Source organism: Acidobacteriota bacterium (genome assembly GCA_028875575.1).
Classification (GTDB): Bacteria; Acidobacteriota; Terriglobia; order Versatilivoradales; family Versatilivoraceae; genus Versatilivorator.
On sequence record JAPPDF010000080.1, the window covers coordinates 111,054 to 135,558 of the forward strand.

18 protein-coding genes are annotated in these 24,505 nt (G+C 63.1%); 6 read left to right on the forward strand and 12 right to left on the reverse strand.

Annotation, left to right across the window (positions count from 1 at the left end; all coding sequences use genetic code 11):
* Positions 1 to 284 precede the first annotated feature (284 nt).
* Both OXI69_12140 and OXI69_12145 read left to right on the forward strand, forming a co-directional pair.
* On the forward strand, positions 285 to 575 hold the full coding sequence (locus OXI69_12140) for a hypothetical protein (protein ID MDE2666891.1): 291 nt from the start codon (positions 285 to 287) through the stop codon (positions 573 to 575).
* A gap of 4 nt (positions 576 to 579) precedes the next feature.
* The gene (locus tag OXI69_12145) at positions 580 to 2,142 is read left to right on the forward strand and encodes a hypothetical protein (protein ID MDE2666892.1); all 1,563 of its coding nucleotides are present in this window, start codon (positions 580 to 582) and stop codon (positions 2,140 to 2,142) included.
* Positions 2,143 to 2,216: 74 nt separating this feature from the next.
* Here OXI69_12145 and OXI69_12150 read toward each other — a convergent pair whose 3' ends face one another.
* Positions 2,217 to 2,525 (reverse strand): hypothetical protein, encoded by a 309-nt coding sequence (locus OXI69_12150; protein MDE2666893.1) that lies wholly within the window; start codon positions 2,523 to 2,525, stop codon positions 2,217 to 2,219.
* Positions 2,526 to 2,844: 319 nt separating this feature from the next.
* A complete protein-coding gene (locus OXI69_12155) occupies positions 2,845 to 3,249 on the reverse strand; it encodes a hypothetical protein (GenBank protein MDE2666894.1) in 405 nt (134 codons plus the stop codon).
* Between the two features lie 543 nt (positions 3,250 to 3,792).
* Here OXI69_12155 and OXI69_12160 point away from each other — a divergent pair.
* Positions 3,793 to 5,079, forward strand: a complete 1,287-nt coding sequence (locus OXI69_12160; protein MDE2666895.1) for a sialidase family protein — start codon at positions 3,793 to 3,795, stop codon at positions 5,077 to 5,079.
* 5 nt (positions 5,080 to 5,084) lie between these two features.
* Here the strand turns inward: OXI69_12160 and OXI69_12165 are convergent, their stop codons facing one another.
* Both OXI69_12165 and OXI69_12170 read right to left on the reverse strand, forming a co-directional pair.
* Positions 5,085 to 5,309: an AbrB/MazE/SpoVT family DNA-binding domain-containing protein gene (locus tag OXI69_12165; protein MDE2666896.1), complete on the reverse strand. Its 225-nt coding sequence runs from the start codon at positions 5,307 to 5,309 to the stop codon at positions 5,085 to 5,087.
* 127 nt (positions 5,310 to 5,436) lie between these two features.
* Positions 5,437 to 6,768, reverse strand: a complete 1,332-nt coding sequence (locus OXI69_12170) for a Gfo/Idh/MocA family oxidoreductase (protein MDE2666897.1) — start codon at positions 6,766 to 6,768, stop codon at positions 5,437 to 5,439.
* A 595-nt stretch (positions 6,769 to 7,363) separates the two neighbouring features.
* Here OXI69_12170 and OXI69_12175 point away from each other — a divergent pair.
* The 3 genes from OXI69_12175 to OXI69_12185 all read left to right on the forward strand — a co-directional run bounded on the left by OXI69_12175 (position 7,364) and on the right by OXI69_12185 (position 11,436).
* The gene (locus OXI69_12175; GenBank protein MDE2666898.1) at positions 7,364 to 8,506 is read left to right on the forward strand and encodes a sialidase family protein; all 1,143 of its coding nucleotides are present in this window, start codon (positions 7,364 to 7,366) and stop codon (positions 8,504 to 8,506) included.
* A 229-nt stretch (positions 8,507 to 8,735) separates the two neighbouring features.
* Positions 8,736 to 11,024, forward strand: coding sequence for a PQQ-dependent sugar dehydrogenase (locus OXI69_12180; protein ID MDE2666899.1), 2,289 nt, complete (start codon positions 8,736 to 8,738; stop codon positions 11,022 to 11,024).
* 73 nt (positions 11,025 to 11,097) lie between these two features.
* The gene (locus OXI69_12185) at positions 11,098 to 11,436 is read left to right on the forward strand and encodes a transmembrane 220 family protein (GenBank protein ID MDE2666900.1); all 339 of its coding nucleotides are present in this window, start codon (positions 11,098 to 11,100) and stop codon (positions 11,434 to 11,436) included.
* A gap of 452 nt (positions 11,437 to 11,888) precedes the next feature.
* Here the strand turns inward: OXI69_12185 and OXI69_12190 are convergent, their stop codons facing one another.
* The 8 genes from OXI69_12190 to OXI69_12225 all read right to left on the reverse strand — a co-directional run bounded on the left by OXI69_12190 (position 11,889) and on the right by OXI69_12225 (position 24,358).
* Positions 11,889 to 12,215, reverse strand: a complete 327-nt coding sequence (locus OXI69_12190; protein MDE2666901.1) for a hypothetical protein — start codon at positions 12,213 to 12,215, stop codon at positions 11,889 to 11,891.
* 536 nt (positions 12,216 to 12,751) lie between these two features.
* Complete coding sequence (locus tag OXI69_12195) at positions 12,752 to 13,642, reverse strand: hypothetical protein (GenBank protein MDE2666902.1); 891 nt, start codon at positions 13,640 to 13,642, stop codon at positions 12,752 to 12,754.
* A gap of 267 nt (positions 13,643 to 13,909) precedes the next feature.
* Positions 13,910 to 16,285 carry a hypothetical protein gene (locus OXI69_12200; GenBank protein ID MDE2666903.1) on the reverse strand — a complete coding sequence of 792 codons (2,376 nt, stop codon included), beginning with the start codon at positions 16,283 to 16,285 and terminating at the stop codon, positions 13,910 to 13,912.
* Positions 16,286 to 16,988: 703 nt separating this feature from the next.
* Complete coding sequence (locus tag OXI69_12205) at positions 16,989 to 17,747, reverse strand: aldolase/citrate lyase family protein (GenBank protein MDE2666904.1); 759 nt, start codon at positions 17,745 to 17,747, stop codon at positions 16,989 to 16,991.
* Between the two features lie 266 nt (positions 17,748 to 18,013).
* Entirely contained in the window at positions 18,014 to 19,915 is a 1,902-nt protein-coding gene (locus OXI69_12210) for an SMP-30/gluconolactonase/LRE family protein (protein ID MDE2666905.1), read from the reverse strand.
* A 106-nt stretch (positions 19,916 to 20,021) separates the two neighbouring features.
* Positions 20,022 to 21,737 (reverse strand): hypothetical protein, encoded by a 1,716-nt coding sequence (locus OXI69_12215; GenBank protein ID MDE2666906.1) that lies wholly within the window; start codon positions 21,735 to 21,737, stop codon positions 20,022 to 20,024.
* A gap of 63 nt (positions 21,738 to 21,800) precedes the next feature.
* Positions 21,801 to 23,066: a hypothetical protein gene (locus tag OXI69_12220; protein MDE2666907.1), complete on the reverse strand. Its 1,266-nt coding sequence runs from the start codon at positions 23,064 to 23,066 to the stop codon at positions 21,801 to 21,803.
* Positions 23,066 to 24,358 (reverse strand): twin-arginine translocation signal domain-containing protein, encoded by a 1,293-nt coding sequence (locus tag OXI69_12225; GenBank protein MDE2666908.1) that lies wholly within the window; start codon positions 24,356 to 24,358, stop codon positions 23,066 to 23,068. The genes OXI69_12220 and OXI69_12225 overlap by 1 nt, the downstream gene beginning before the upstream one ends.
* Between the last annotated feature and the right edge of the window lie 147 nt (positions 24,359 to 24,505).

Sequence of the window (24,505 nt, forward strand, 5' to 3'; positions counted from 1 at the left end):
TGTTCTACCTCAGAAACAGGGTTGCCATCTTTGGGAGCGCAACGGCGCCGGATTCCAGGAGCGACGAGGAGCCAATGCTCATTCATTGCGAGGAGGAGCGACGACGAAGACGGTGCCGTTCCGCCCGAACCCGGAGGGCCGATGGAGGTCCCCGGGAGGGAGAGCAGAATGGCGACGGTTTCGCTGAAACGTAACGGGCCACTACTAGAGACCGTTTCGCGGTGGAACCTCCATCGGAGATGGTAATCCTATTTCTGAGACAGGACACCAGGGAGTTGACTGGGATGAAAATCTGGTTCTACCGCTTCACGGCGGTCCATTTTTGCCTGACGGCGCTCACTGGGATGATCCTCTACTTCCGCCCCCATAGCGGAAGTGAAGGCTGGTACTCCGAACAGACCAAGGAATGGCTGGTTGGCCTGCACAACGGGGAACTCTGGAGCGATCTCCTGCTCGGCAACGGCCTCCTTTCCGGGATAGCGATCGGCCTGGTGCTGTCAGCAACCCTCATCCTCTTCTCGGTCAGGAGTCTCAGGGGCCGGCAGCGGAAAGGCTCCGAACAGGGAAACGGGTGACCCCGTGACGCTCCAGCAGCCGTGGATCCTCGGCACGGCCCTGCTCTTGTTGGCCGTCAGTCCCTTTCCAGCCTGTGCCCCAGCGCCGGTCACCGCCCCTGAAGACGCGCTTGCCTTGGGCAGCCGGCGGCAACTCTTCCTCGACGACAACCTCACCCGGTCGATGACCGGGCTTACCCGCGTTCTGCACCAACCTGAAAAGGTCTCGGGCAACCCACTGCTTTCACGCATTCCCAAGGAGAGCGGCGCCTGGGACGCCGGCATGTTCATCGGGTTTTCAAGCGTCCTCTACGACCGGCAGGAGGGGCTGTTCAAGATCTGGTACGGCCTCCACCCTGGAGAGGGAGGGGACGAACTGTCCCGTCTCTGCTATGCCACAAGCCGGGACGGGGTGCATTGGCAAAAGCCCCTGCTGGGAATGATTGAAGCGGACGGCAGCAAGCGCAACAACGTCGTCATGCCCCATAGTGGGGTGGCCAGCGGGGTCTTCCTCGACGAAAGGGAGCCCGATCCGAACCGTCGGTACAAGATGTTGCACATGTGGAAGGGCTACAAGGTCCACGCTTCCTATTCCGCCGACGGCTTGAAGTGGAAACCCTACAACCAGGGGCGTCCGGTGCTGTTCGTTCCACCCGGCCACGACAGCCACATGGCGCCCTACTGGGACGAGACCCTCGGCAAGTACGTGGCCATCGTGAGGGACCGCACCGGACGCATTTCGGAGGTGCGGCCCCGCCTGACCACCGACCCGGAGGCCGTCGAAACCTGGCGGCAGCTCTGGGACCCCCGGCGCGAGCGCCATCCCCGCAATCACAGCCTGCGTCGAGTGGGCCAGGCGCTCAGCCGGGACTTCGTGCATTGGACCGACTACCGCCCCATCCTGGGAGCGGACGCCCAAGACCCTCTCAATCGGGACCAGTTCTACAACATGGAGGTCCTGGCCTACGACGGCCTGCGCCTGGGCCTGATGACGGTCTTCAGCTACGACCCCGAGTACTGCCGGGGAGCGGTGCAGCTCACCTACAGCCGGGACGGCAGGAACTGGCTGCGGGCCGGCGACCGCCGGGTGTTCCTGCCGCTTTCCCAAAGGCCGGGAGACTTCGACTGGGGCACCATCTATCCCCTGCAGGCGCCGCTGCTGGTGGGGGATGAAATCTGGATCTACTACACCGGCTTCGGGGTAGATCACAACCACAGACGCCCGCCGGGGATCTCCCGCGTGACCAACGGCATCGGCCTGGCCAAGCTCAGAATGGATGGATTCGTCTCGCTGGAGGCCGGTTCGGCCGAGGGAAGCCTCACCACCAGGCCCTTCACCTTCGAAGGGGAGCGCCTGACCATCAACGCCGCCGCTCCTCGAGGTCGGGTCCAGGTGGAGATCCTCGGCAGTGACGGTCTCCCCCTGGAGGGGTACGGCAAGGGCGAGTGCCTGATGGAGCGTTTTGATGAGACCCGGCAGGTGGTTCGCTGGAACGGAAGGGAAGGCCTCGGTCACCTGCAGGAACAGGTTGTTCAATTGAAGTTCACGCTGCAGCAGGCCAGGCTCTATTCATTCAGGTTCTTTTGACTCTTCGTGGTTCACCGTGGTCCTTCGTGGGTATTTTCCCCCTTCATTGCTTTCCGGTCTGAAGCAGCGGTTGACTAGCGCGCCAATCCGAACGTCACCGACAAACTGCTACGTGTAGTGTATCTGACGCCTATTGTGTAGCCGGATCTCTTCCCCTTGATGGTGAACAGCATTCCGCCTCCGGAATTGAAATAATTGGCCGTCTGGTAATCGATAAAACTGTCGGAGAACGCCTGATCCGGATTCTGTCCGGGATTGAATCTTCTGCAGGCACCCGGTATGCGATCCACGCACCTCGCGCTCCCGGCCCAGCCGACCAGTCCATAGGTAGTCCAGGTGACTCGGGACGACAACGGGATGGAAACGCCAATGGGAAAGTTCATCTCCAACTCAGACTCAAAATCGGAAGGTGGTTTCGGCTTGTTCAACGCCAACTCCATTCCAAGATAGAGCCCTTTGCGCCTCCCGACACCCGCGCCCAATCCAATACTTCTCTGACCTCCGACCAGGTAAGCGTGCGAAAAGGAGGGTTTGCCCGTCTCAGACGCCTCCTGGCCAAGTACCCATGACTCGGAACAGATCAGAGCCATCCCGGAAACAATCACAATCGTTAAACTTCGGCTGAGTCTCGGATTCATCGTTCACCCCCTTCACAACGTCCTTTTTCCCCTTCATTGCCGGCCGGTCTGAAGCGTCGCCCGGCTAGAAGGTGATTCCGAAAATCATGGAGAAACCGCTGCGCCTGGTGGCTCTGACGCCTATCGAGAAGCCGTGCTTTTTCCCCCTGAAGGCGAACTCCATACCGCCTCCGCCATTAAAATGAGTGGCCTCCCTGTAATCGAGCAGGCCGTCGGAGAACCGATGTTCCGGATACTCATCGGGCATGAAAATTCTGCAGGACCCCGGTACGCGGTCTATGCACTTGGAACTCATGGCGTAGCCGAGCAGCCCGTAGGGTGTCAAGGTGACCCGGGACGACAAGGGAAAGGAATAACCAATCGGAAAGTTGATCTCCGTCTCGGACTCGAATTCGCTGGGTGGATTCGGGCTTGGATTCCACACCATCTCGATTCCGCCATAGGGCCCCTTGTATTTGCTGTGGCTCACACCCCATCCGACACTCCGGCTACCTCCGATCAGGTAGAAGCGCCCAAAGCCGGGTTTGTCATTTTCGGACGGGTCCTGGCCTAGCGCCCAAGACTCGGAGAACATCACAGCCATCCCGGAAACAATTACAACTGTGAAACTTCCGAAGAGACTCAGCTTCATTGTTCACCTCCTTCACAACGTCCTTTTCTCCGGCCCCACCCGACCGATCAACCGAACGGCCTCGGGAAAAGACAGGCTGTTGTCCGTGAGGTCGTTACTAAGGAGATGGCCGGCTATACTCTTCTGTTGCCTTTAGACTGGTTCCGGCGTGGGCCACGCAAGACACCTGCACACTTGGATGACCTGAGTGTAGATTGATGGTGTTCACCTGACATTCGGCTATCATGGCGGTGGTCGCTCCGCAGTCCTGCCGGCATTTGATTAGTGACAAGCCAGATTGGACGGGACGGACATACAACCGCCGCCTGGGAAATTGCGTGCGGCTGGTCTCGCTGGAGATTTCTTGGACCAGTCGACAATCACGCCAGAAAGGGGATTCTCATGAAACACGGGGTCCAACCAGGGCAGGTCGAGCCTCGGGAGTCCGAAACCGGCGTCACCGATGTGTTCCGGTTGGTCCCCGAACCCGTGAAGTGCGGGATCTTTCTTGGGTTGATGGCGGTCGTGGGCGTCGCCGGCCCGGGCTGCCGCCCCCGGGTCGAGGACCATCGGGTCCGGGTCGAGATCGAGGGGGAGGTGGAGATCGTTCCTCCGGGAAGCGGTCAGGGGCGAGGGATGCTGGGAATCGTTCGGCACCCGGACGGGTCGATCTTTGTCAACACTCAGAGCCGAGGGCTGGTCAGGAGCACCGACAACGGCCGGACCTGGGAGGCGATGGAGGCGGAGAACGCCTTCGCCCTAGGAGTCACCCGAGACGGTCGGCTGTGGCTGGCCGGTCCGAAGGCAGAGGATGCGGTTTCGGTTTCCTATTCGGCGGACCGGGGCCGGAGCTGGAAGGCCGCCCTGGTGGACGGCGCCGCTCTGGCCCCGTCTTCAAAGCGGCCCTACGACTGGGTGGGAGACGACTACAACACCTTCCTGGAGAGTCCCGACGGCACCCTGATGCTGGGGGTGGGCGCCCGCTATCTGCCCTGGTACTATCAGGACCCCGACCTCATGCAGGACGGCCTGGTCCGGCCGGACGCGGACATCGGGGGCCTGTTTCTGATTCGCAGCACCGACGGCGGCAAAAGCTGGGGAGACCCGACCCTGATGCATCCCTTCGTCTGTGAAGTCGGTCTGGCAGCCGACCCCTTCAACCCGGACCGTCTGCTGGCCATGACCCGCGTTCAGCGGCCGCTGCTGGCCGGAGAGGATCGGAAGACCACGCTGGAGAAGACGGGATGTCCTGCCGATGTGCCTTCCGCTGAGCCCTCCATCTACAAGAACGGTCTTCTGTTGGAGTCCCACGACCGAGGCCGCACTTTCCGCGAGGTGCCCGGCAGCCTCACCGGCTACTACGAACACCGGGGGACCATTCTTTGGACCGGCGATAACGTCGTGGTGGTGACCCACCAGGCAGGCAACCAGAGCCCGCGATGGGGGGCTCTATTCGCACGGATCAGCCTGGACGGAGGAAAGACCTGGGCGGACGGGTCTCCGTCAGGGACGCCCCGGATGAACCAATCCACCCGCTTCGAGCTGGTCCCCAAGCCTCCCGGCCACTCCTTTACCGCCCCCACCCTGGAACTGTCCCGGGACCGGTTCCTGACTCCCTACCTCCACGGGAGCATCGCCGCCGGCACGGCAACCGTCACCGGCGTCTTCTGGCGCCTCGAGCGGCAATAGCCCGGTCATGGTGCCCGGCGAGCCCATGCCACGGCCTCGGCCACATCGGCCTCGGACATGCCGAGTTCAGCCAACTTGGCCCGCACTGCATCGGCACGGTTCAGGCGCACGGGCGTCAGCACAATGCGGCCATTCGCCTTGGTTACATCGAAATACTCGTAGCCTCGGAAATCGTCGACCACGGCTTTGGGAAGGGTCAACCGGTTCTTGGACGTCAGCTTGGCAAGCATGAAATGCTCTCCAAAGCGACAGAACGGGAACAAGAACAATTAATTCCCCGTCAATGGTAACCAAATTTGGTGGGGCTTATGTTTCCGAGAAGTCAGGGGTGGCATACAGGTGCCTGGCTCTGCCCACTCAGGCAGTGACGATGCCCAAGGGCTGTCTCTCCTTCCACCCGCCACGGGTGAAATCGGGGAAATGGACCGGTTGGTTCCGGCTGGCGAGGGAGCGCTCGCTGAGAGGGGACACGGCGCTCAACGCCGCGGCGTCGTATACGTCCATGTCGAGGGGAGTGCCCCGGCGCAGGCACTGGATCAGACGGTAGTCCTCGATGTAGTCCATGCCTCCGTGGCCGGCTCCCCTGGACTGTTCTTGCATGGCCTTCCACAAGGGGTGCTCGAACTCCGGGCCGTAATTGGAAAGGGGTTCCCACTGGTGCTCCGGGGAGCGTCCCTCGATGTAGATCTTCTCCTCGGGATACTTGCGGACCAGGCCCCGGGTTCCCTGCACGTTGACGTCCCGGCTGTAGGGCCTGGGGGAATCGGTATCGTGCTTGACCACGATAGTTTGTCCGGCGGTGGTCTGGATCAGGGTGGTGACCACGTCCCCCAGCGCATACCGTTTTCGGGCTTCCGTACTGTCCGGGCCGAACTTCTTTTCCGCAAACAGATTGAGTCCCCGGGAGGGGCTGCTCATGGAAACCAGGCGGGTGAACTGGTTGCCGCGATTGATGTTCATGCACTGAGCCACTGGCCCCAGCCCGTGAGTCGGATAGAGGTCCCCATTGCGCGTCACCGAATGGGCCAGCCGCCACAAACCCTCTCCCTCGTCGCTGAACTTGATGTCGCGCAGGTCGTGCAGATAACCGCACTCGGCGTGGAGCAACTCTCCCAGCAGCCCCTTGCGAACCATGTTCAGAATCATCAACTCCACCCGGTCGTAACAGCAGTTCTCCATCATCACGCAATGCCTGCCGGTACTCTCTGAAGTCTCCACCAGTTGCCAACACTCCTCCAGCGTGACCGCCGCCGGCACTTCGGTGGCCGCATGCTTGCCGTTCTTCATGGCGGCGATGCAGACGGGGACGTGCCAGCGCCAGGGCGTGGCCGTGTAGACCAGGTCCAGGTCTCCCTCGGCGCACAGACGCTCGAAATCGCGCTCGCCCCTGGTATAGAGCCTGGGCGCCGGCTGCCCGGCCTCCTGTACCATGGCGGCAGCGCGCCTTGCATGCTCTTCCCGGATGTCGCAGATGGCCGTGATGGCCGCGCCCTCGATGCGGACCAGGTTCCGGATATGCCCGGTCCCCATTCCGCCCACGCCCACGAATCCCACCCGGACCGTTTCCATGGAGGGTTGGTGAGCCAGCGCCCTTTGGCCGGCCGCCAGGCCAAGTCCGGCGGCGGCTCCTGATTTCACGAATTCTCGCCGGTTGATGAATGAGCCGAGGGGCCGGTGTTCCATGCTCATGGGATTTCCTTTCCTGCGGGCAGCTTGAGGATTCCTGCCCTTCTTGCGAGATGGCTGCTTACAGGTTGCAATTATATGCCAGGCGCGCAGTTTGACGGCTGATCGATGATGAAAGCGAACCACGAACGGCCCAGACGTCGCGGAATGAAGCCCCACGGGAGCGCGGGCGTCCCGCCCGCATGCACTCCCGTTGCCTGCCGCTCAGTTTCCCCGCGATGGGGCACCCGGGCACCCTGCCGGCGGGAACGGCAGGGGATGGACCGAAGCAGAGTCCTGGCGCCGTTGCCGTTCGAGCCGGGTGGAGGAGATGGGCCAAGCTGTGCCAGGACTTGTGCGGGCGGGACGCCCGCGCTCCCGGGGGGACCCTCCTCCCATCACTCTTGCTGCTTGAGGGGGCACGCGCCATCTTGCCGGGCCAAAGTCCTGCCGGTCGGATCATCTGAGAGCGAAACAGCTTTGTTTCAGGCAAGACACACCTTCGCCAATCGGGGACGAAACGGTGTATCCTTTCCGGTAATCTACCAACCAGGACGGGATCGGATTTCGTTCGATGGCGGGCCGCCAGTGAAGAGGCGGCCAGGGAGGATGGGTCAACATGAACATTAACAGGGCAGCGCTGCTGCTGTCTCTCGGGCTCCTTTTAAATGGTTGCGCGGCCAAGCAGGAGGTCAGCCAACAAGAGATCAGCCACGTGGACGTATTCACCTCGGGCCAGGACGGCTACCACACCTACCGTATCCCAGCAGTAGAAACCGCTGCCGACGGATCGGTGCTGGTCTTTACCGAAGCTCGCAAGTACAACCGGCACGATCCCGGCACCCACGGCAATGACATCGATCTGGTCTACAAGCGCAGCACGGACGCCGGCAAGACCTGGTCGGACATGATGGTGCTGGACGATCCCGGGGAGCGCTGGGCCTCCTGCAATCCGGTCACCCTGCTGGATCGGACCACCAAGCGGGTGTGGCTGTTCCACAACCGGACTCGGCCGGACCGCAGCAGCGCGAGCGCCAGGGTCGGGACCGACGACTCCCAGGCCTGGGCACGCTACAGCCAGGACAACGGACTCACCTGGTCGGAGCCCATGGACCTTACCGGAATCGCCCGGGACGTCGAGCACTGGGGAAGCTCATTCTTCGGTCCGGGGGGCGCCATTCAGAACGCCGCGGGGCGCCTGATCGTTCCGGTTTCCCAGACGACCGGCAAGGGCGACGGCGACGACCGGTCCACTCCTACCACCTGGACGGCGTTCACCATCTACAGCGACGACCACGGAGAAACCTGGACTCGGGGCCAGTTGGTCTCCTCTGCCTCCAGCGAGAACCAACTGGTCGAGTTGGCCGACGGCAATCTCTTGATGGATGCCCGCCAGGACAAGGGTCCGACCCGGTGGATCTTCCTCAGCAGCGACGGCGGCCAGACCTGGTCTTCCCCCAGGACCGGGCAGGTGGTGCCACCCATCGCCTCGGGCATCGAGCGTTACTCGCTGGCGTCGGCCGGCGACGACCGCAACCGGATCCTCTGGACAGGACCCAAGGGCCCCGGGCGGCAGACGCTGGTTCTTCGGGTCAGCTACGACGAAGGCCGGACCTTTACCAACGAACGGGTGATTTCAGAAGAGAAGGCGGCCTACTCCGACATCACCCTGCTGGCTGACCGGAGCATCGGAGTCATCTGGGAGCGTGGCGGTTACGCCTTCCTGACGTTCACCCGCTTCGACCTGGGATTTGCCGAATAGGTGCACCTCTTGTGGGTGCCCAATGCGCCTGCGAGCGGGCAAACGCGAACATCCGAGCACCCACGAGGGGCGCCCCTACGGTGGGGAGGCAACGCGCGATGCCCGATCCCCACCGCGGCGTCCTTGCCCCGCCCCGATCGACGGGTTAGAATTTCCCCGATTGGTCATATGGAATCAGTGCCGGATCAGGAAAAGACAGTCGAATCTGAAATCGGAAATCGAGGGTCCCATGCGTGGAACAGTCCTGCTTGCCGCAATGATTTGGGCGGTGGTCGGTGGTGCAACCCCGGCTGCCGCGGAGGAAGGGTCCAGGAAGGAAAACGGGTTTCGAGACTCCTACGCCACTCTCAAACGAACCCTGTGGACCACCTCTCGGGTCAAGGGATCTCCCGATCCTCCCAACCCCTTCCGCACCGAGGTGGCCTTCCCCCACCTGAGGTTCGAGCAGCCGCTGGAGTTGACCATCGCTCCCGGCAGCGATCGCCTGTTCGTGGTGGAGCGTTTCGGCAAGATTTTTTCTTTTGAAGTGGATCGAGAGACCACCGAGGCCGAGCTGCTGATCGACCTCGAGAAGACCACCTACGGGTTGGCGTTCCACCCCAGGTTCCAGGAAAACGGCTACTTCTACGTCACCTACGTGCTGCACCCCATCAAGACCCTCCCCAAGGGCACCCGGATTTCCCGCTTCCAGGTTCGTCCCGACAACCGCTTCCAGGCCGATCCCGACTCCGAAACCATCATCTTTGAATGGCCTTCCGGCGGACACAACGGGGGGTGTCTCCGGTTCGGCCCCGACGGCTATCTCTATATTGCCACGGGGGACGGCAGCGGCATCGCCGATGAGCTTGACACCGGACAGGATGTCTCCGACCTGCTGGCCTCCATTTTGAGGATCGACGTCGACCGCCCCGATCCGGGCAAGAAATACGGAATTCCCAAGGACAACCCCTTCGTGGGCCGGAAAGGGGCCCGTCCGGAGATCTGGGCTTACGGCCTGCGCCAGATCTGGAAGATGAACTTCGACCGCGAGACCGGAAATCTGTGGGGCGGGGAAGTGGGCCAGGACCTGTGGGAAATGATCTACCTGATCCAGCGGGGAGGCAACTACGGCTGGAGCGTCCAGGAGGGTAGCCACCCCTTCCGGCCCGATCGCCGCCTGGGGCCGTCGCCCATTCTGAAGCCCGTGGTCGAGCACGGACACGCCGATTTCCGTTCCATCACCGGAGGCTTTGTCTATCGCGGCGAACGGCTGCCGGAAATCGTCGGGACCTACGTCTACGGGGACTACGACACCGGACGGATCTGGGGCTTCCGGCATGACGGAGACCAGGTCAGCGAGCACCGGGAGCTGGTCGACACCTCCTTCCGCATCATCGATTTCGGACAGACCCACCAGGGCGCACTCTACGTGATGGACTTCATCGGCGGCCAGATTCATCGGCTGGTCCGCTCTCCGGCGGTGCACCAACCCAACCAGTTCCCCCTCCGGCTGAGCCAGACAGGGCTCTTCTCCTCGGTGCGGGAGCACAAGCCCGCCCCCGGCCTGATTCCCTACTCGGTGAACTCGGAGCTCTGGTCCGATGCCGCCGTCAAGGAGCGCTGGATCGCCATTCCCGGGAACTCCCAGGTGGAATTCGACACGGTGGAGTACCCGCAACCCGCGCCCGGCGCCCCGCTGGGCTGGCGTTTCCCCGACGGCACGGTGATCGTCAAGACCTTCTCCCTGGAGCTGGAGGCGGGAAACCCGGACAGCCTCCACCGGGTGGAGACCCGCCTGCTCCACCAGGAGGCTCTGGGGGGAACCGAGGAAGTGGGAGACCAGTACTGGAAGGGATACTCCTACGTCTGGAACGAGGACCAGACCGACGCCACCCTGGTGGGAACGCGGGGCCTGGACCGAACCTACACCGTTTCCGATCCGGAGGCCACGGGCGGAAAGCGCGAGCAGGTCTGGCGCTTTCCCAGCCGTGCCGAATGCACGCTCTGCCACACCGTGCCCGCCAAGTACGTCCTGGGCTTGAACACCCTGCAGATGAACAAGGAGCACGACTACGGATGGACCACGGCCAACCAGTTGGAGGTGCTGCACCGGTTGGGGGTGTTCACCGAGCCGTTGCCCAAGTCGCCGTCAGAGCTTCCCAGAATCTACGACCACCTAGACCGGAACCGATCTCTGGACGAGCGGGCCCGGGCCTACCTGCACTCCAATTGCGCCCACTGTCACCAGAAATGGGGAGGCGGCAACGCCGATTTTCTATTGCACGCAACCATCTCCCTGAAAGAGACCAGGACGTTGGACGTAACTCCCGGGCATGGAGATTTCGACATCGTCGACGGCCGCTTGCTGGCTCCGGGAGACCCGGATCGGTCCCTGATCCTCTTCCGCATGACCAAGCTGGGTCTGGGCCGCATGCCGCACATCGCCTCCAATGTGGTCGACCGGGAGGCCGTGGAGCTGATCCGGGATTGGATCTCCAGCCTGCCGGCTGAAGCCGAGGTCGCCGCCAACCGGCCCTGAGGCACCGCCTGGGCCTTCCCCGCAATCTGCCATGAGGCCACCCGTCAATATCCTACGTTGGCCGAACCTGGTGATGGCATCGCTGTATCTCCTTTGCCTGGCCGTCCAGTACAACGATCCCGACCCCTGGCGCTGGGCCGGACTCTACGGCCTGGCCGTCCTGTGCTGCTGCCTGGCCGCTCTGGGAAGGGTTCCCCGAATCATGCCCCTGGTGCTGGCCCTGGGGTCGCTGGGCTGGGCCGGGATGCTGGCTGCACGCGTGTCCGGTGCGGTGCCGGCCTGGGAACTCCTGGCCTCCTTCGAGATGGCGAACCTGGAGGTCGAGGAAACCCGGGAGATGGTCGGCCTGCTTCTGGTCGGACTGTGGATGGCCGTCCTGACCCTCTCCCCCGGACGCAGACTTCCGTACTGAAAACGCGGAGGGACTTGAAAAGAAATAGAGTTATCCACGAAGGGACACGAAGGAAGACGAAGGGCCACTAAGGAACTGGAGAAGACTCGAGAGGAATCCGCCCAGGGTTGGGAAGTGGGAGGGCGAACCGATGCGGGCTTGCGGCAGGCGGCCAACCTGGCCCGCCGGGAAGATGCGTTTGGCGTTCAGGGCACCCCTGTTGCCACTGGTTGCGATCGATGCCGCAGGTCCAGTTCCAGTGAGCACGGGTGAACGGGAAGAACTTCAAGGAGGACTTCCGGCGTCGGCCGCAGGCAAGCCGGGGATCGGGATCCCAACCCTAGCCGGGTCCATGCTTGCATGCCATTCGGGTACGACCGCGACCCGCCTTGCGTCCTTGCCAGAAAAAAATGCCGCCGGACCAGCGGTCACTGACCGCTGGTCCGGCGGGCGGTTTCCAACGAGTATAAGTGTCAGCCCTTGATGCGGTTGACCGTCCATAACACCACAACCGTGGCAACAGCGGCGTTCAGCGCCATGCTGATCTTGCCGACGATGGTGTCCAGATGACCGCCAATCCCGGGGATGGCCCCCAGCACGTCTGACCCGGCTGCAGTCGCGGCCGCAACGGCCAGCACCAGGAAGCCCGTGGCATCCTCGGCATCGAGAGCAGTGGCGGCATACACCACACCCGCGATGACCAGAATGATCCCAAGAACACCTTGATCCTGCAAGTCGGGGGCAAAGGCTTTCACAATTGCCACGACTGCCACTACAGCGACGAGAATCCTAGTTAGCATTTTCTTCTCCCCTCGTAGTCACAAGTAAAGGTCACCACACACCACCGACTTCCCGCAATGAAAACAAGCCCCCACAAGCAATGGAAACAAGCCGCCATCAAGGGTCTTCAAGTAAATGTTGCGCAGCGTGAGTGGGAGATATATATCAAGGCTTCGTCGATTTGAATAGAAAAAAATGAAAGAAAAAAACGCCCCCCGGGAAAATGCCTTGACAGTTATGTGGGCCGCCTGCGGGAGATCCCCGAAACACCGCTCCAGGACTGCGATTTCAGCTATCCTTGATCCCTGCGCGATGGGGGTTGTCACTGGCTTGCACACACGGCTATCTGCCGGAGCGCCTTGACCGGTCGCAAACAAACTTAACACGTAGAGGTTCCCTAGTCACACAGACGGCCCCAACTCGATGGCCCGCGCCCAAAAAGGTCACGACACAGATGGGGAGAGCTGCGTAAAGAGGCTTGAAGGACGGAGTGAAAAAGCAGCAGGGTTCAGTGGACTTTCGAAGAGCTCTGACATGACCTGATCCCGCCCCTTGATCAATCCCGGGTGATCGGTCGCAGCAGTTCCTGGTAGAGATCGGGGCGGCGCTTGCGCAGGGTGAAGTTGGTATTGGCCCGGGCCTTGGCAAAGGATTCGGCCGTCAGGTCGGCCACGGCCATGTCGGCTTCGATCTTCCGGGTCTGGGACTCGGCCAGCAGTTTGCCGTCCGGAGCGAAGATCAGCGATCCACCGGCATGGTAGGGCTGGCGCCGGTATTCGGGACGATAGAACTCCACCGTCCCCGCCGCGCCGGCCTGGTTGGTGATCACGGCGAAGACTCCGTTCTCGACGGCGCGGAAGCGGTAGAGGCTGAGCTGGTCCTTGGTCCGGCGGGCGACCGCCTCCTCGGTGTTTTCGGTCCAGGGGCCGCTGCGGCCGGCGCTCGCCATCAGCAGCACTTCAGCCCCCTTGAGGGTCAGGACGCGGGCGACCTCGGGGTACATGGCGTCGTAACAGACGATGACGCCCACCTTGCACTTCCCCACGTCGTGCACGGGCAGAGCGCCGCCCCCCACGTACATCAGACCCTCGTCCTCCGACATGTGGACCTTGCGGGATTTACCCAGGTAGCCGTCGGGGCCGACCAGGACCTGGCAGTTGTAGACCAGGTCCCTCTCCTTTTCGGACATGCCCACCGCCAGCACCATGCGGAACTCGCGGGCGATCTGCTCCAGCCGGCGCACGCTGGGACCTCCCGGAACCGGCTCTGCAGCCGACCAGCACTCCTCGGCCATCCAGTGGCCATGGACGGCGAGTTCCGGAAACAGAGCCATCTCCACGCCCTGTTCGGCGGCCTTGCGGGTCCAGCGTTCCACCTCGGCCAGGTTCCGCTCGGCCTGCCCCAGGTATCCATTCATTTGAATTGCGGCCACTCTGACGGTCTGCAAGGGGTCCTCCTTCCCTTGCCTGGAACACCCATGTTCCAGGCATGAGTGGAGAGTGACTAGTGGATAGTGGTTAGTTGTGATTTGATCCGTGCGTCAAGCATCTTGTCGACCTCAGTGCAATGCTCGAGACGTGCATCCAGGTTATCAGGCGCTTGCCGGTTACCGAAACCCGCCGCTGACCACTCTTCACTCTCCACCTATTTGAAACGCCCCTGTTTCGCTCTGCATGATCCGTCCCTTCGTCGGGGACGGGGGGCGCCAATCGGGCTAAAACCGAATGCTCCAGGTTCCAGACTCCAGGTAGACGTCCAGGGCTACCCCCTTGAGATAGTCATAGCAGAAGTAGTTGAGGGCGCCCAGGGCGCCCAGGTCGGAGGGGTCCCGGACTGCTCCGGCCCAGTGCTGGATGGCCGACTTCAGCAGGGCCAGGGACTTCTCCAGCCGGCCGTTGGTCTCGTTCATGGCTTCTTCGTAGGCCGGGGCGTCCTTGCCGGCCAGCGCTTTCCTGGATCGCAGGTAGGACAGCCTGGCCCGGCGCACTTCCTGCACGGCGGCGATGTAGTCGGTACCGAAATGCAACTGTCCCAGGAGTTGCCGCAGATAGCTCTTCCCCTGGGGGCGGCTCTTCTCCAGTGCCGATTCCACCAGCGGGGTCGCCTTGAGATAGTGCGCCCGCAACTCCTCCCATCCCGGGTTGGGACCCGAATCGGAATTCCAGTGCTTGCGCATCATGGTGGTGACCGGGAAGAGGAATCCCATGGCCACCCGGTCTCCGGTGAGAGTGGCCTCTTCCAGGATGCGGTAGACCTCCAGCATGTCGGAGACGGCCGCTTCCCCGCACACCTGCCGGACCTGATCCCGATAGACCGATTCGGGGGTGACCCGGGAGGACCAGGAGGCCTGAGCCATGTAGGCCGTTCCCGCCTCCAGCTTGGTGACCAGGAACTGCCGCCCGAAGTAGCCGGAAACGTTGTAGCGCTCCATGGCCTGGAAGATGCGGTGGAGCGGCTGGGTGGGCAACTGGGGAAGGATGCCGATGTTGTCGTCGGCCAGCGTCGCCAGAATCGCCACCTTCATGGGACTGTGCTCGGCAAAGGCCAGCATTTCGGTGCGCTCGGCAGCCAGCGAGGTCAGGTAATCCATGGGGACCATCAACATGACCCGACCCGGGAAGATCCTGGGCATGACCGGATAGAATTCATCGCTGAAGGTGCTCACCACCACCGTGGCCTCGGGATTGGCCGTCTCTTTCAGGATTCCGCCCTGGTTGAGCAGCTTGTCGAGCGTGTCGGCGTTGGCGAGGGCACCCTTGAGCTCTTCCACCGGCCGGTCCCCCTTGCGCACGCCCACCGGCAGGGTGTTGGCCTTGGCAGACTCCAGCATCCGATCCAGGCTGAACTCCGGTTCCAGACGGTACTTGCGGTCCAGGCGCTCCCACATCTCCCGGTACTGCTCTCCGCCTCCCGGCAGCTCCGGCTGGGTCAATCCGTAGAAGTCCGCTTCCGGATAGGTGTTGACGTGAGCCCGGATGATGGTCTTGTTCAACTCCATGACGGCAGGGTTGTCAGGCGTCATGTAGGGAAACGCCTGCGGATCGACGGCGTATTCCGAGATCCCCAGGCGGGCGTTGCGCGCGCCCTTCATCGCCTCCCCGGGGATGTACTTCCGGTCCGACCACTGGGGCAGCTTCCAGTTGAATTCGTTGGTGAACTGGTTGATCCTGAAGTTCAGCCCGGTCTGCATGCCCCGGCGTCTGGCGTAGGCAAACAGCTCGCGCAGCAGTCCCTGGGCGGCTCGCACCCGATCCCGGTAGGTGGTGGCGCCGGCCAGTTCCGGGTTCACCAGTTGGCTTCGCCCCTCGAAAAGCTCCCGGCCGATCGTCTCTGCGTGAATCGGCACCCTCCAACCGTAGTGCAAAACCCCGGTGACCTTGGGTTGGTCCCGCATCTGGTAGTGCACGAAGGGCTGGTGCGGATAGATCTGCGCATACAGCACATTGAACTTCATCTTGGCCAACTGATCGATCAGATGACGGTAGTCCTTCATCCCATAGAAGATCAGCGAGGTGGCCAGGTTGTTGATGGCGCGGTAGGAACGAAAGCGGAAGCGGGGCTCCCGAACCAGGTCCAGTTGGCGAGGCGGGAACGGCTCCGCAACCTCGGGGAATACGTCTTTTTCCAGCAGGAAACGAACGCCCGAGCGCTCCACCAGCTCGTAGACCGCCCACAGGACCGCCGCCGGACTGCCTCCCCCCAGGATGAGCAGTTCCCTGTCCCCGGCGCTCACCCGTTTCAGGACGATGCCCTGGTCGCTGACCCGCGGCCAGGTGTAATGGGCCGAGATGGATTGGAGGGCGGGATTGGTTTGGGGATTTCCCAGGAGGATTCCGAGCCCCGAACCGGCCTCCAGGGAACGGACCAACTCCGACCGGATGCCGTAGAGCTCTCTCAGATAGCGGACCAGCTCATGGGCGGCAAACACTTCCAGGTCGGGCGCTTCGGGACCCAGGACGATTGAGCAGCGCAGGGACCGATCGCGGGCCGAAGCCTCCTCAACCGCGGGAACGGCCCAGGCGCTCGCCGGGCTCAGCCAAAGGGCCGCCGCCAGCAGCGCCGGCAACCCAGCCCGCCACCAGCGAAGCACCGTTCGGAGAGAAATCCAATTCCTCGCTCCGGTTCGGCGCCCGACTCGCCCCCGGCTTACCCATGGAACCTGTTCAGCGATTTCAATGAGCGAGCACCAAGCCCACGACGGGGCAGCAGCCATGCAGGCGCACCGAGCTAGCCTACGGGCGTAATCCATTGGAAGTTCCTTTCCTCGGGCAGTGTCGTGGGTTAGGGGAGAGCTGCGAAGCTGCGGTCGACGTGGGTTACCCGGCGAAACGCCACCTACAAGACATCCTTATAGAGCAGCGCAGCTGCGGCCTCGTGTAGCCCCGGGCGGCAGCCCGGGGTCGTATGGGTCCCGCACCAACCTAGCCGCGAATGCGGCGAATAGGAAGCACCCGTTCGGGAACGCATTGCGTTTCCAAAGATACGCCGCCCCACGTCACGGATACCTGCCGCCGGCGCTTCGCCGCTCCACTCGAACCACCAGGCCTAACCCCAGTAATCCAACAATTCAAGAAATCCCTTCCCTCCGCAGTGTCGTGGTTTAGGGAAGAGCAGCGAAGCTGCGGCTCAGGGTAGCCCCGGCTGTCAACCCGGGGTCGTCTGAACCCTGCGCTGCCGCCGCCGCGAATGCGGCGGATTAGCAGCCGGGTCGCGGAAACCGCTGCCTCCCCAACACCACGCAAGACAGGTACCGCTTCCTGAGGGTGCAGGTCCCCCGCAGCCACCGCTTCCGACTACGGTTGGCAGGCCCGGCGATAGTCGACCAGTCGTTCCGCCACGAAGCCCTCGAGGTTGACCGACTCGAAGAAGCGGGCGCCCTGGTCGTAGAGCTGCTTGACGTGCTCTTCGCTCTCGGGCGAGACGCCGACATGGATGCCGTGCCGCCCGCCGACTTCCAGGGCCTTGTCCAGGGCCTGCAGCACCAGGGGATGGCGGGTCTCGATGGGGTGTCCATAGGCGGTGGACAGATCCCAGGGACCCATGTTGAAGATATCGATGCCGGGAACGGCTGCAATGGCCTCCAGTTGCTCGACGGCGGACGGCTCCTCCAGCATGAGCGCCACCAGGACCTCATCGTTGGCCTGATCGAGGTAGGCGCGGGCATCCCCCAGCCCATAGTCGATGGGGCGTCCGGGCCCGGCGCCGCGCCTTCCCTGCGGGGGGTACTTGCAAAGCGATACCGCCGCCCTGGCGTCCTCGACGCTGGTGATGTGGGGAAAGAGGATGCCGTCGGCTCCGTGGTCCAGGGCCTGCTTGACCAGGGTCCGCTCCACTCCCGGCACCCGTACGATGGGAGTGGCTCCGGTGGCCCGCACCGCCAGGATCATGGCGTCCAGGGTGTCGCTGCTGATGGTTCCGTGCTCGGCATCCAGCATGATGCACTCGTACCCTGCCAGACCAGCGATCTCGGCCAGGTTGGGATGCGGGGTTCGAATGGTGCAGGAAAATACGGCCTTGCCCTCGCGCAGCAAGGCCTTCATTCGGTTTTGCATGAGATCGAAACCCTCCGGTTAGTGATCAGTGGCTAGTGGATAGTGGTCAGTTGTGGTCAGTGGAGCGATTTGGGGGCATACAAGCGCCTGGTGACCTAGTTGCACGCCTTGAAGGACCACGCCGAGATCAACACGATGCCAAACGCGTCGATCAAAAAAACTAACCACTAGCCACTAACCACTAGCCACTTGTCGGCTATCCACGCCTCCATCCTGTTTCCCCGGGACGGATCATACAGGGCAAAAAAGGGGCGTTTCCGCACCACTCAATTCAACCCCGCCGGGAACCGGAATCCCTTCACCTTGGTCTGGATGGACCACACCGAGGACTGCCCCACCATGTAGAGCACGTCGTAGTTCTCGCCGCCGAAGGTCAGGCTGACGGGAAACTGCGGGCACCAGATGGTTCCCACGTAGTTGCCGTCGGCGTCGAAAATCTGGGCACCGGAAAGTGTGGCCACGTAAATGCGGCCATCCTTGTCCACTGCCATGCCGTCGGCCTGGGAGTTGAAGCGGTCCTTCACTTCCTCGGCATCCAGCACGTCCGGTCCCAGGTTCAGCATGGCGAACTTGCGCTTGTTGTCGAGGGAGCCGTCCTCCTGGACGTCGTAGGCCCAGACGAAGTTCTCGCCCGGCTGCAGCCAGGTGTTGTTCACGTAGAAAGTCTTGCCGTCGGGTGAGATCTCCACTCCGTTGGGCATGGCGTACTCGCCCGCCGGGATCACCACCTTGCTCTTGCCCTTGGGATCGCGGTAGTAGACCTGGGTCCCCGGCATCTTCTTGGCGTCCGGGATGAACTGGGGATCGGTGACGTAGATGCCGCCTTTCAGATCCATCACGATATCGTTGGGACCGTCGATGCGGGTGCCGCCGACCCTGGAGAGCACCGTCCTGAGGATCCTGCCGTTGTGGCGACTCATCTCGATGACTCGATGGCCGAACATGTCGCAGACCAGCAGATGCCCGCGCCTGGAGGCGATGGTGCCATTGGTCTGCATCCCCTTGGCGATCGCCTTCCATTTGCCGTCGGGCGACATGCGGATGGTTCGACTCTTGCTGACATCGGCCGACCAGTCGGCTCGGAAGTGCATGTCGGAGAAATAGAGATTCCCCTTCAACCAGGTGGGACCCTCGGTAAAGACGAATCCCTCGGCCAGCTTGACGGGCTTGACCCCCGGGTCGATGACTTCCCGGTAGAGAGCGTTCTGCTTCTCCGCGTAGGAAATGTAGTCGGGGCGGACCGGCCAGAAGATGTCCAGGGCATCGGCTCCGTGCTCTCCCATGTGGCCCGAGTGGACCATCCCGCCCGGCAGCAGGTGCGTGTGCTGCTCCTTGCCGTTAATGGGATGGCGGGCATCCAGGATGCCCTGCTCCAGCGAACCGCGCAGGGTGACCATCAGCTGATCCTCGGGGTGGATGTGGAGCGGGAAATTGGAGTTGGGGTCCATGCGAATCCAGCTCAGCATGACGTTCTTCCCCCAGATCAGCCGGGAGAGGGCCGCGCTGCGCTTGTAGGTCTTGTCCTTAACCGGCGGGGTCAGGCCCGTCCACTGGATCTCGTTGAGGTTGTAGACCTTGTTGGGCTCGATGGACGGAGTCACGCCCTGGTCGGGGAAGGACACCCGGGTGTTCTCGCCGTGCGCTTTGCCGGCCAGGCTCAAGTGGTCCAGCCGAACCGGAGAGAAGACCTCGATGGCCTTGAGTCCGTTTTCGCCCGCCTTGAGAGAACGCTTGCTGCCGGGCGTCAGGTAGAGCAGGCTGTCCTTGGCCAACTCGAAGGTTTCCTCCCCGGCCGTAACGGTCGCGGAGCCCTCTTCCACCAGCGTGATCACCTCTTCAGCCAGCGCCTGCTCGGGATAGCTGCTGCCCGCCTCCATGCTGAGGCGCTCCATCAGAACGCCCTCGCCCCAGGCCACGCTGGCCTGGACGCCTTCGGCGATCTGTATCACCGGAAGCTCAGACGAGAGAACGGGCTTGCCCGCCTCCAGGCTGGGCGTAACCTGGGTATGGGGGATGTCCCGCTCCCGTCCCTTGACGTTGTGCTCCTCGATGACCTCCTGGTTGAGGGCCCGCCACCCGTTTCCGGCGGTGCAGCCGGCAAGGCCGGAAATCAGCACCCCGCAAACCAGCAGAACCAACAGTGGTGAATCTCGGTGTACCCGCTTCATGGTTAAAACTCCTTATTTGGTCGGAATCGAAGCAACAATCAAACTGGAATTTCCGGGGCGCCCCCTGCATTCCTGAAACGGAAAGGGGGACCCGGGATGGAACGGTCTATCCGCCGCGATAGCTCACGTGAATCTCGACGCTCTGAACCGTCAGAGGCGGCCGGATGCGGGGATCGCGCTTCAGCAACCGCACCTGGACGTGGTGGATGCCCCGGCCGGCCTGATCCGGCGACAGGGGCCAGACCAGCCAACTGTCCTCGTCCACGTCGGAGGGATCGTTCGGGTCTTCGGCAGCCACGTTTCGTACCTCGGGCTTGGGAAGCAGGTTGCCATCCAGCCTCACCTCGACGCGGTCGTTCACCGAACGGTTCTTGAGCTCCAGCTGCAACTCGATCTTGTCCAGACTCCCGGCCCGGGCTTCCTTTCGGGTGTCGTCGTAGACCCCCACATGAAAGCCGGGACCCTCCTCGGTCAGGGTGGGATAGAGCTTGACGGGAGTCTCTCCGTAGATGCGGTCGTGCAGGTCGGCCCCGGCCCAGGCCCCCTCCTTGGGCTCGCTGAAGGGCCAGCCTCCGACGTGTCGATGGAGGGTGGCGTACACCTTGTCGGTCCGCTTCAGGGTCTCTGGGGCCCCGATGGTGGTGAGCAGGGGACGCCGGGTCTTCTCGTTGGCATGCCAGTTGAAGACGTACATGCCGTCGGCTCCCCGTTCCCAATAGGCGTTGGCCGCCGCCCGCACCATGGCGGTATTCCACTGCCGGCGGGGCAGCAGGCTCTTATGGGGGCCCCAGAAGCCGGAGTCGAACCCGGGGTAAAAGGGAATCCCCGAATCCTTGAGCAAGTCCTGGAAGGCCTCCACCTCCACGCCGTAATCGGTGCCGGCTCCTCCCCCGGCGATGACCAGGTCGCAAAGCCCCTCCTTGATCCAGACGGGCAGGTCGTAGCCGATCCGCCCGCAGGACTCCAGGGTGGTGGCCACCCGGACCGCCACGTGAAAGGGCCTGCCCCGTTCCCGGCCAATCTGCTCGGTCATGCGGCGCAGCGCTCGCTGCAGGTCGGTGAGGGTGTAGCGCAGCCGGTAGGCGTCGTCCAGGGGCAGGTGGAAAGCGTGCCGCTGCCAGTCCAGCTCGACGCCGTCCCAGTCGGCCAGGCGGCAGACCTCGGTCACGTGGCGCAGACGGTGCTCCCGCACCTCGGGGATGGCGAAGTTCCAGGAGGCCGCGAACCACTTGGGTGCCTGGCGCGGACCCAGGCACCACTCCGGGTGGTCGCGCCGCAATTGGGTCAGTCCCCGCATCTGCGTATCCGCCATCTCGGAGACCTGCATGCCCCGGAAGTGGTTGTCGTTCATCCGGATGGAGGCATAGACCTGCATCCCCAGCTCGTGGCCCCGGTCGACCACCGCCTGGTAGGGGTTCTCGCCCCGTTCGAGCATGGCCCGCACCCCTTCGCTGTGGCGCATGGAGCGGACGCTGTCGTACTTGCGGTCCACGGTGTCGCCGACCATCTCCATGAACTGGGACGCCCACTTGGCCTCATGGGTACCCAGGCACCAGAAGTGGGCCCCCACCTGGGTGTCCTTCATGGGGGCGTAGACCTTGTCCAGGAACTGTTCCTGAGACTGCGGGAAGTCCGAGTAGTCGTGGGGGGCGCCGTCCCAGTTGTAGATGATGCGGTAAGCGGGGGGCTTGGGGCGTCCGGCGCCACCCGGACGGGCGGCCGGTTTTGTGCCAGAGGCCGCTGCAGGGGTGGCCAGCGCGTTTCCGAGAGCGGCCGCTCCCAGAGCCCCGGCTCCCAGAAAAGTCCGGCGGGTGTGCTCCATTTCGAATCTCCCTTCCTGTCCGGCCTGAAACCCGGACCCGGTGAAATGTCCCTGCCGAGAAGATCAGGCCCTGCAGAAATGAGAGCCTTCAGGCGGCTGGTAACTGATCTGCAGCTCGGGAGTCTCCAGCTTGCGGTTGCCCTGGACCTTGGATTCCAGGCAGTGGTCCAGGATCCCGCTGACGATCAGGGTCCGCTCCGCCGGGAAAGGAGCCCGGCCCGTCTCGATCATCTCCTCGATCTTTTCCGCCAGGCAGGCGGAATAGGTGACGTTGGGCACGGGCGGCAGTTGGAACAGCAACGACTGCGGTTCCTCCATCCCCTGAAGCTTGGCGGCAAAGGTCCGGTCCTGCACGCCGCCGTTCAGCATGAGCAGGGTGGACTGCAGGCCGTCGGCATGCTCGATGAAGTAGGCTGCCGGTTCCTTGACGATCTTGGGCAACTGTCCGTTGTTGGCCAGGTCCTGGGGCCGGGCATCGATCAGCGTGTCTCCCAACAGCTTGTTGGAACGCGACAGCGCCGCCTCCAGCAGCCTCTTGGACCAGCGGCCCTCCTCACCGGCCTTCCAGACGGCATCGCCCTGGATCAGTTGCACCGACTTGACCCCCGATTCTCCTCCCCGGCGCCGCTCCACCATGCACTGCATGGCCTCCAGAGCGTGGTAGTCGCTGGCGTCGGAGGAGCCGACGCCCACCATCAGGGCTTCCTCGATGACGCAGTCCAGGGGGAACTCGACGGCCGGGATTCTCCAGGTCACCGGGAGGGACGATCCCGCCAGCAGGGGGAACCCCAGCCGCTTGGCATCGGCCACCATCTTCTTGGCCTTGGCCGTGTCGTAGGAGAGGTGCTTGTCGTTGAACACCGGAACGGCGCGCCCGTCCTGCTCGAAGACCTCCACCACCTGCTGGAACATCTCATAGCGCGGATAGAGCACCTGTCCCTTGGCGTTGCGGGGATAGTCTCCGTGCTCGATGATCAGCAAAACGGCATCCACCGCCAGCTTGTCGCCGCCGCACCTCAAGGCCTCCTGGATTGTGGGGTAGACCTGAAAGCCGAACTCGTCGGCCCGGGCCTGGCTTTGATCTCCCTCGGGCTTCTGGTGGACGTAGAGGGAGACCACGTCCATTTCCGGGCGATGCCACCGGCCCTTGCGGGGGTAACCCACCAGAAAGCGGTCCCCGAAATGCTGCGCATGGGAGAGGTATCTCCAAATGGAGGCGACGATGGCCAGTTTCTTTCGTTTTTTGGCGGGTGGTCCAACGGAGCAGCCCAGATGGGCCGCCAATCCGGAGGCCGCGGTGATTTCCAGGAAGGTCCGTCTGCTGAGCATCAACTCCTCCAGAAAGTGGACTCTTGAGTCGGTTGGTAGCGGATGTTCAGATGGGGTGTCTCCAGGCGCTTCTGCCCCTGCCAGACGGATTCGACGCCGGCCGCAGTCAGACCGGTGGTCAGCAGGGTGCGCTCCACCGGGTAGCCGGCCTTCCCGGTAAGGAACATCTGCTCCACGTGATGACACTGCGGATTGAAGAAGTTGCAGACCTCCCGGGGCGGCAGAAACATCTGGGTGGAGATCACCTCGCCCCCCTTGAGGCGGGCGGCGAAGGTGAAGTCCATCACCAGTCCCTCCATCAGCAGGATGGTCCCCTTGAGGCCATCCAGATATTCGAAGCGATAGGCAACCGGCGCGCGCTCAGGGATCAGCCCCGGGACCTCCTCCAGGCTGGGCAGGACGTGGTTGAACCCCTCGCGGCTGGGAGTCAGGCTGTGGCTGCGGCAGAGGCAGGCCTGGAACAGCTCCGGATCCCACCCGCCCGCCTGCCAGGATCCGGCATTCATGGCCTGGTAGACGGGATCTCCCTTGAGGCCGTGGATGGATGCCGCCCCGGTTTCGCCCCCGCGCCGGCGCTCGACCATGCACTGCAGCCCTTCCAGGGCGTGGATGTCGTATCCGTCCATCCCTCCCACGGCCAGGCAGAGCGCCTCCTCGATCTCCACTCCCAGGGGCATGTCGATGGAAGGCAGCCGGGGCGTCACCGGCACCGAGGAGCCCGCCAGGAAGGCAAAATCCAACTCCCTGGAGATGTCCACCATCTCCTTGGCCCATTCCCACTTCCAGGAAAGGTGCTTGTCGTTGAACACGGGGACGCTCCTCCCGCTGTCACGGAAGACCTGGACGATTTCCTTGAACCACTCGTAGCGGGGATAGAGCGTCTGGCCCTTCTCGTTCTTGGGATAGTTGCCGTGCTCGCCGATCAGCAGCACACCGTCCACGGCCAACCGGCTCCCCCCCTGAGTCAAGGCCTCGGCAATGGTCGGATACATCTTCATCTTCGGGAATCGCCGCAGGCGGTCGTGGATGAGGGTGTTTTTCGGAGTTTGATCGACATACACCGAGACCACGTCCATGGGAGGGCGATGGTGGCGGTTGCCCCAACCGTAACCCCACAGGAATCGATCCACGATGTGCTGGGCGTGAGAGTAGCGGCGGTATTCGCTGACCACCGCGGCGATGCGGGGCCTCTTTCGGGAGGGAACAGCGGCGGCCATTCCTCCGGCGGCCGCCAGCGGTGCGGCCGAAAGGAAGTTCCTTCGAGACAATCCAGGTAAGGGCGCCCGGGACATGGCTGAACTCCTGCAAGCGCAAGACAAAGACTGAAAAGGACCTTTCGCAGGGCTACAAAGCATAATCAAGCGGTTCGAACAAAGCAACTGGTTTCCGGGAGGGCCCGAAGGCCCACCCGGGAGGCCCCCTTTGGGGTGAGATATCCC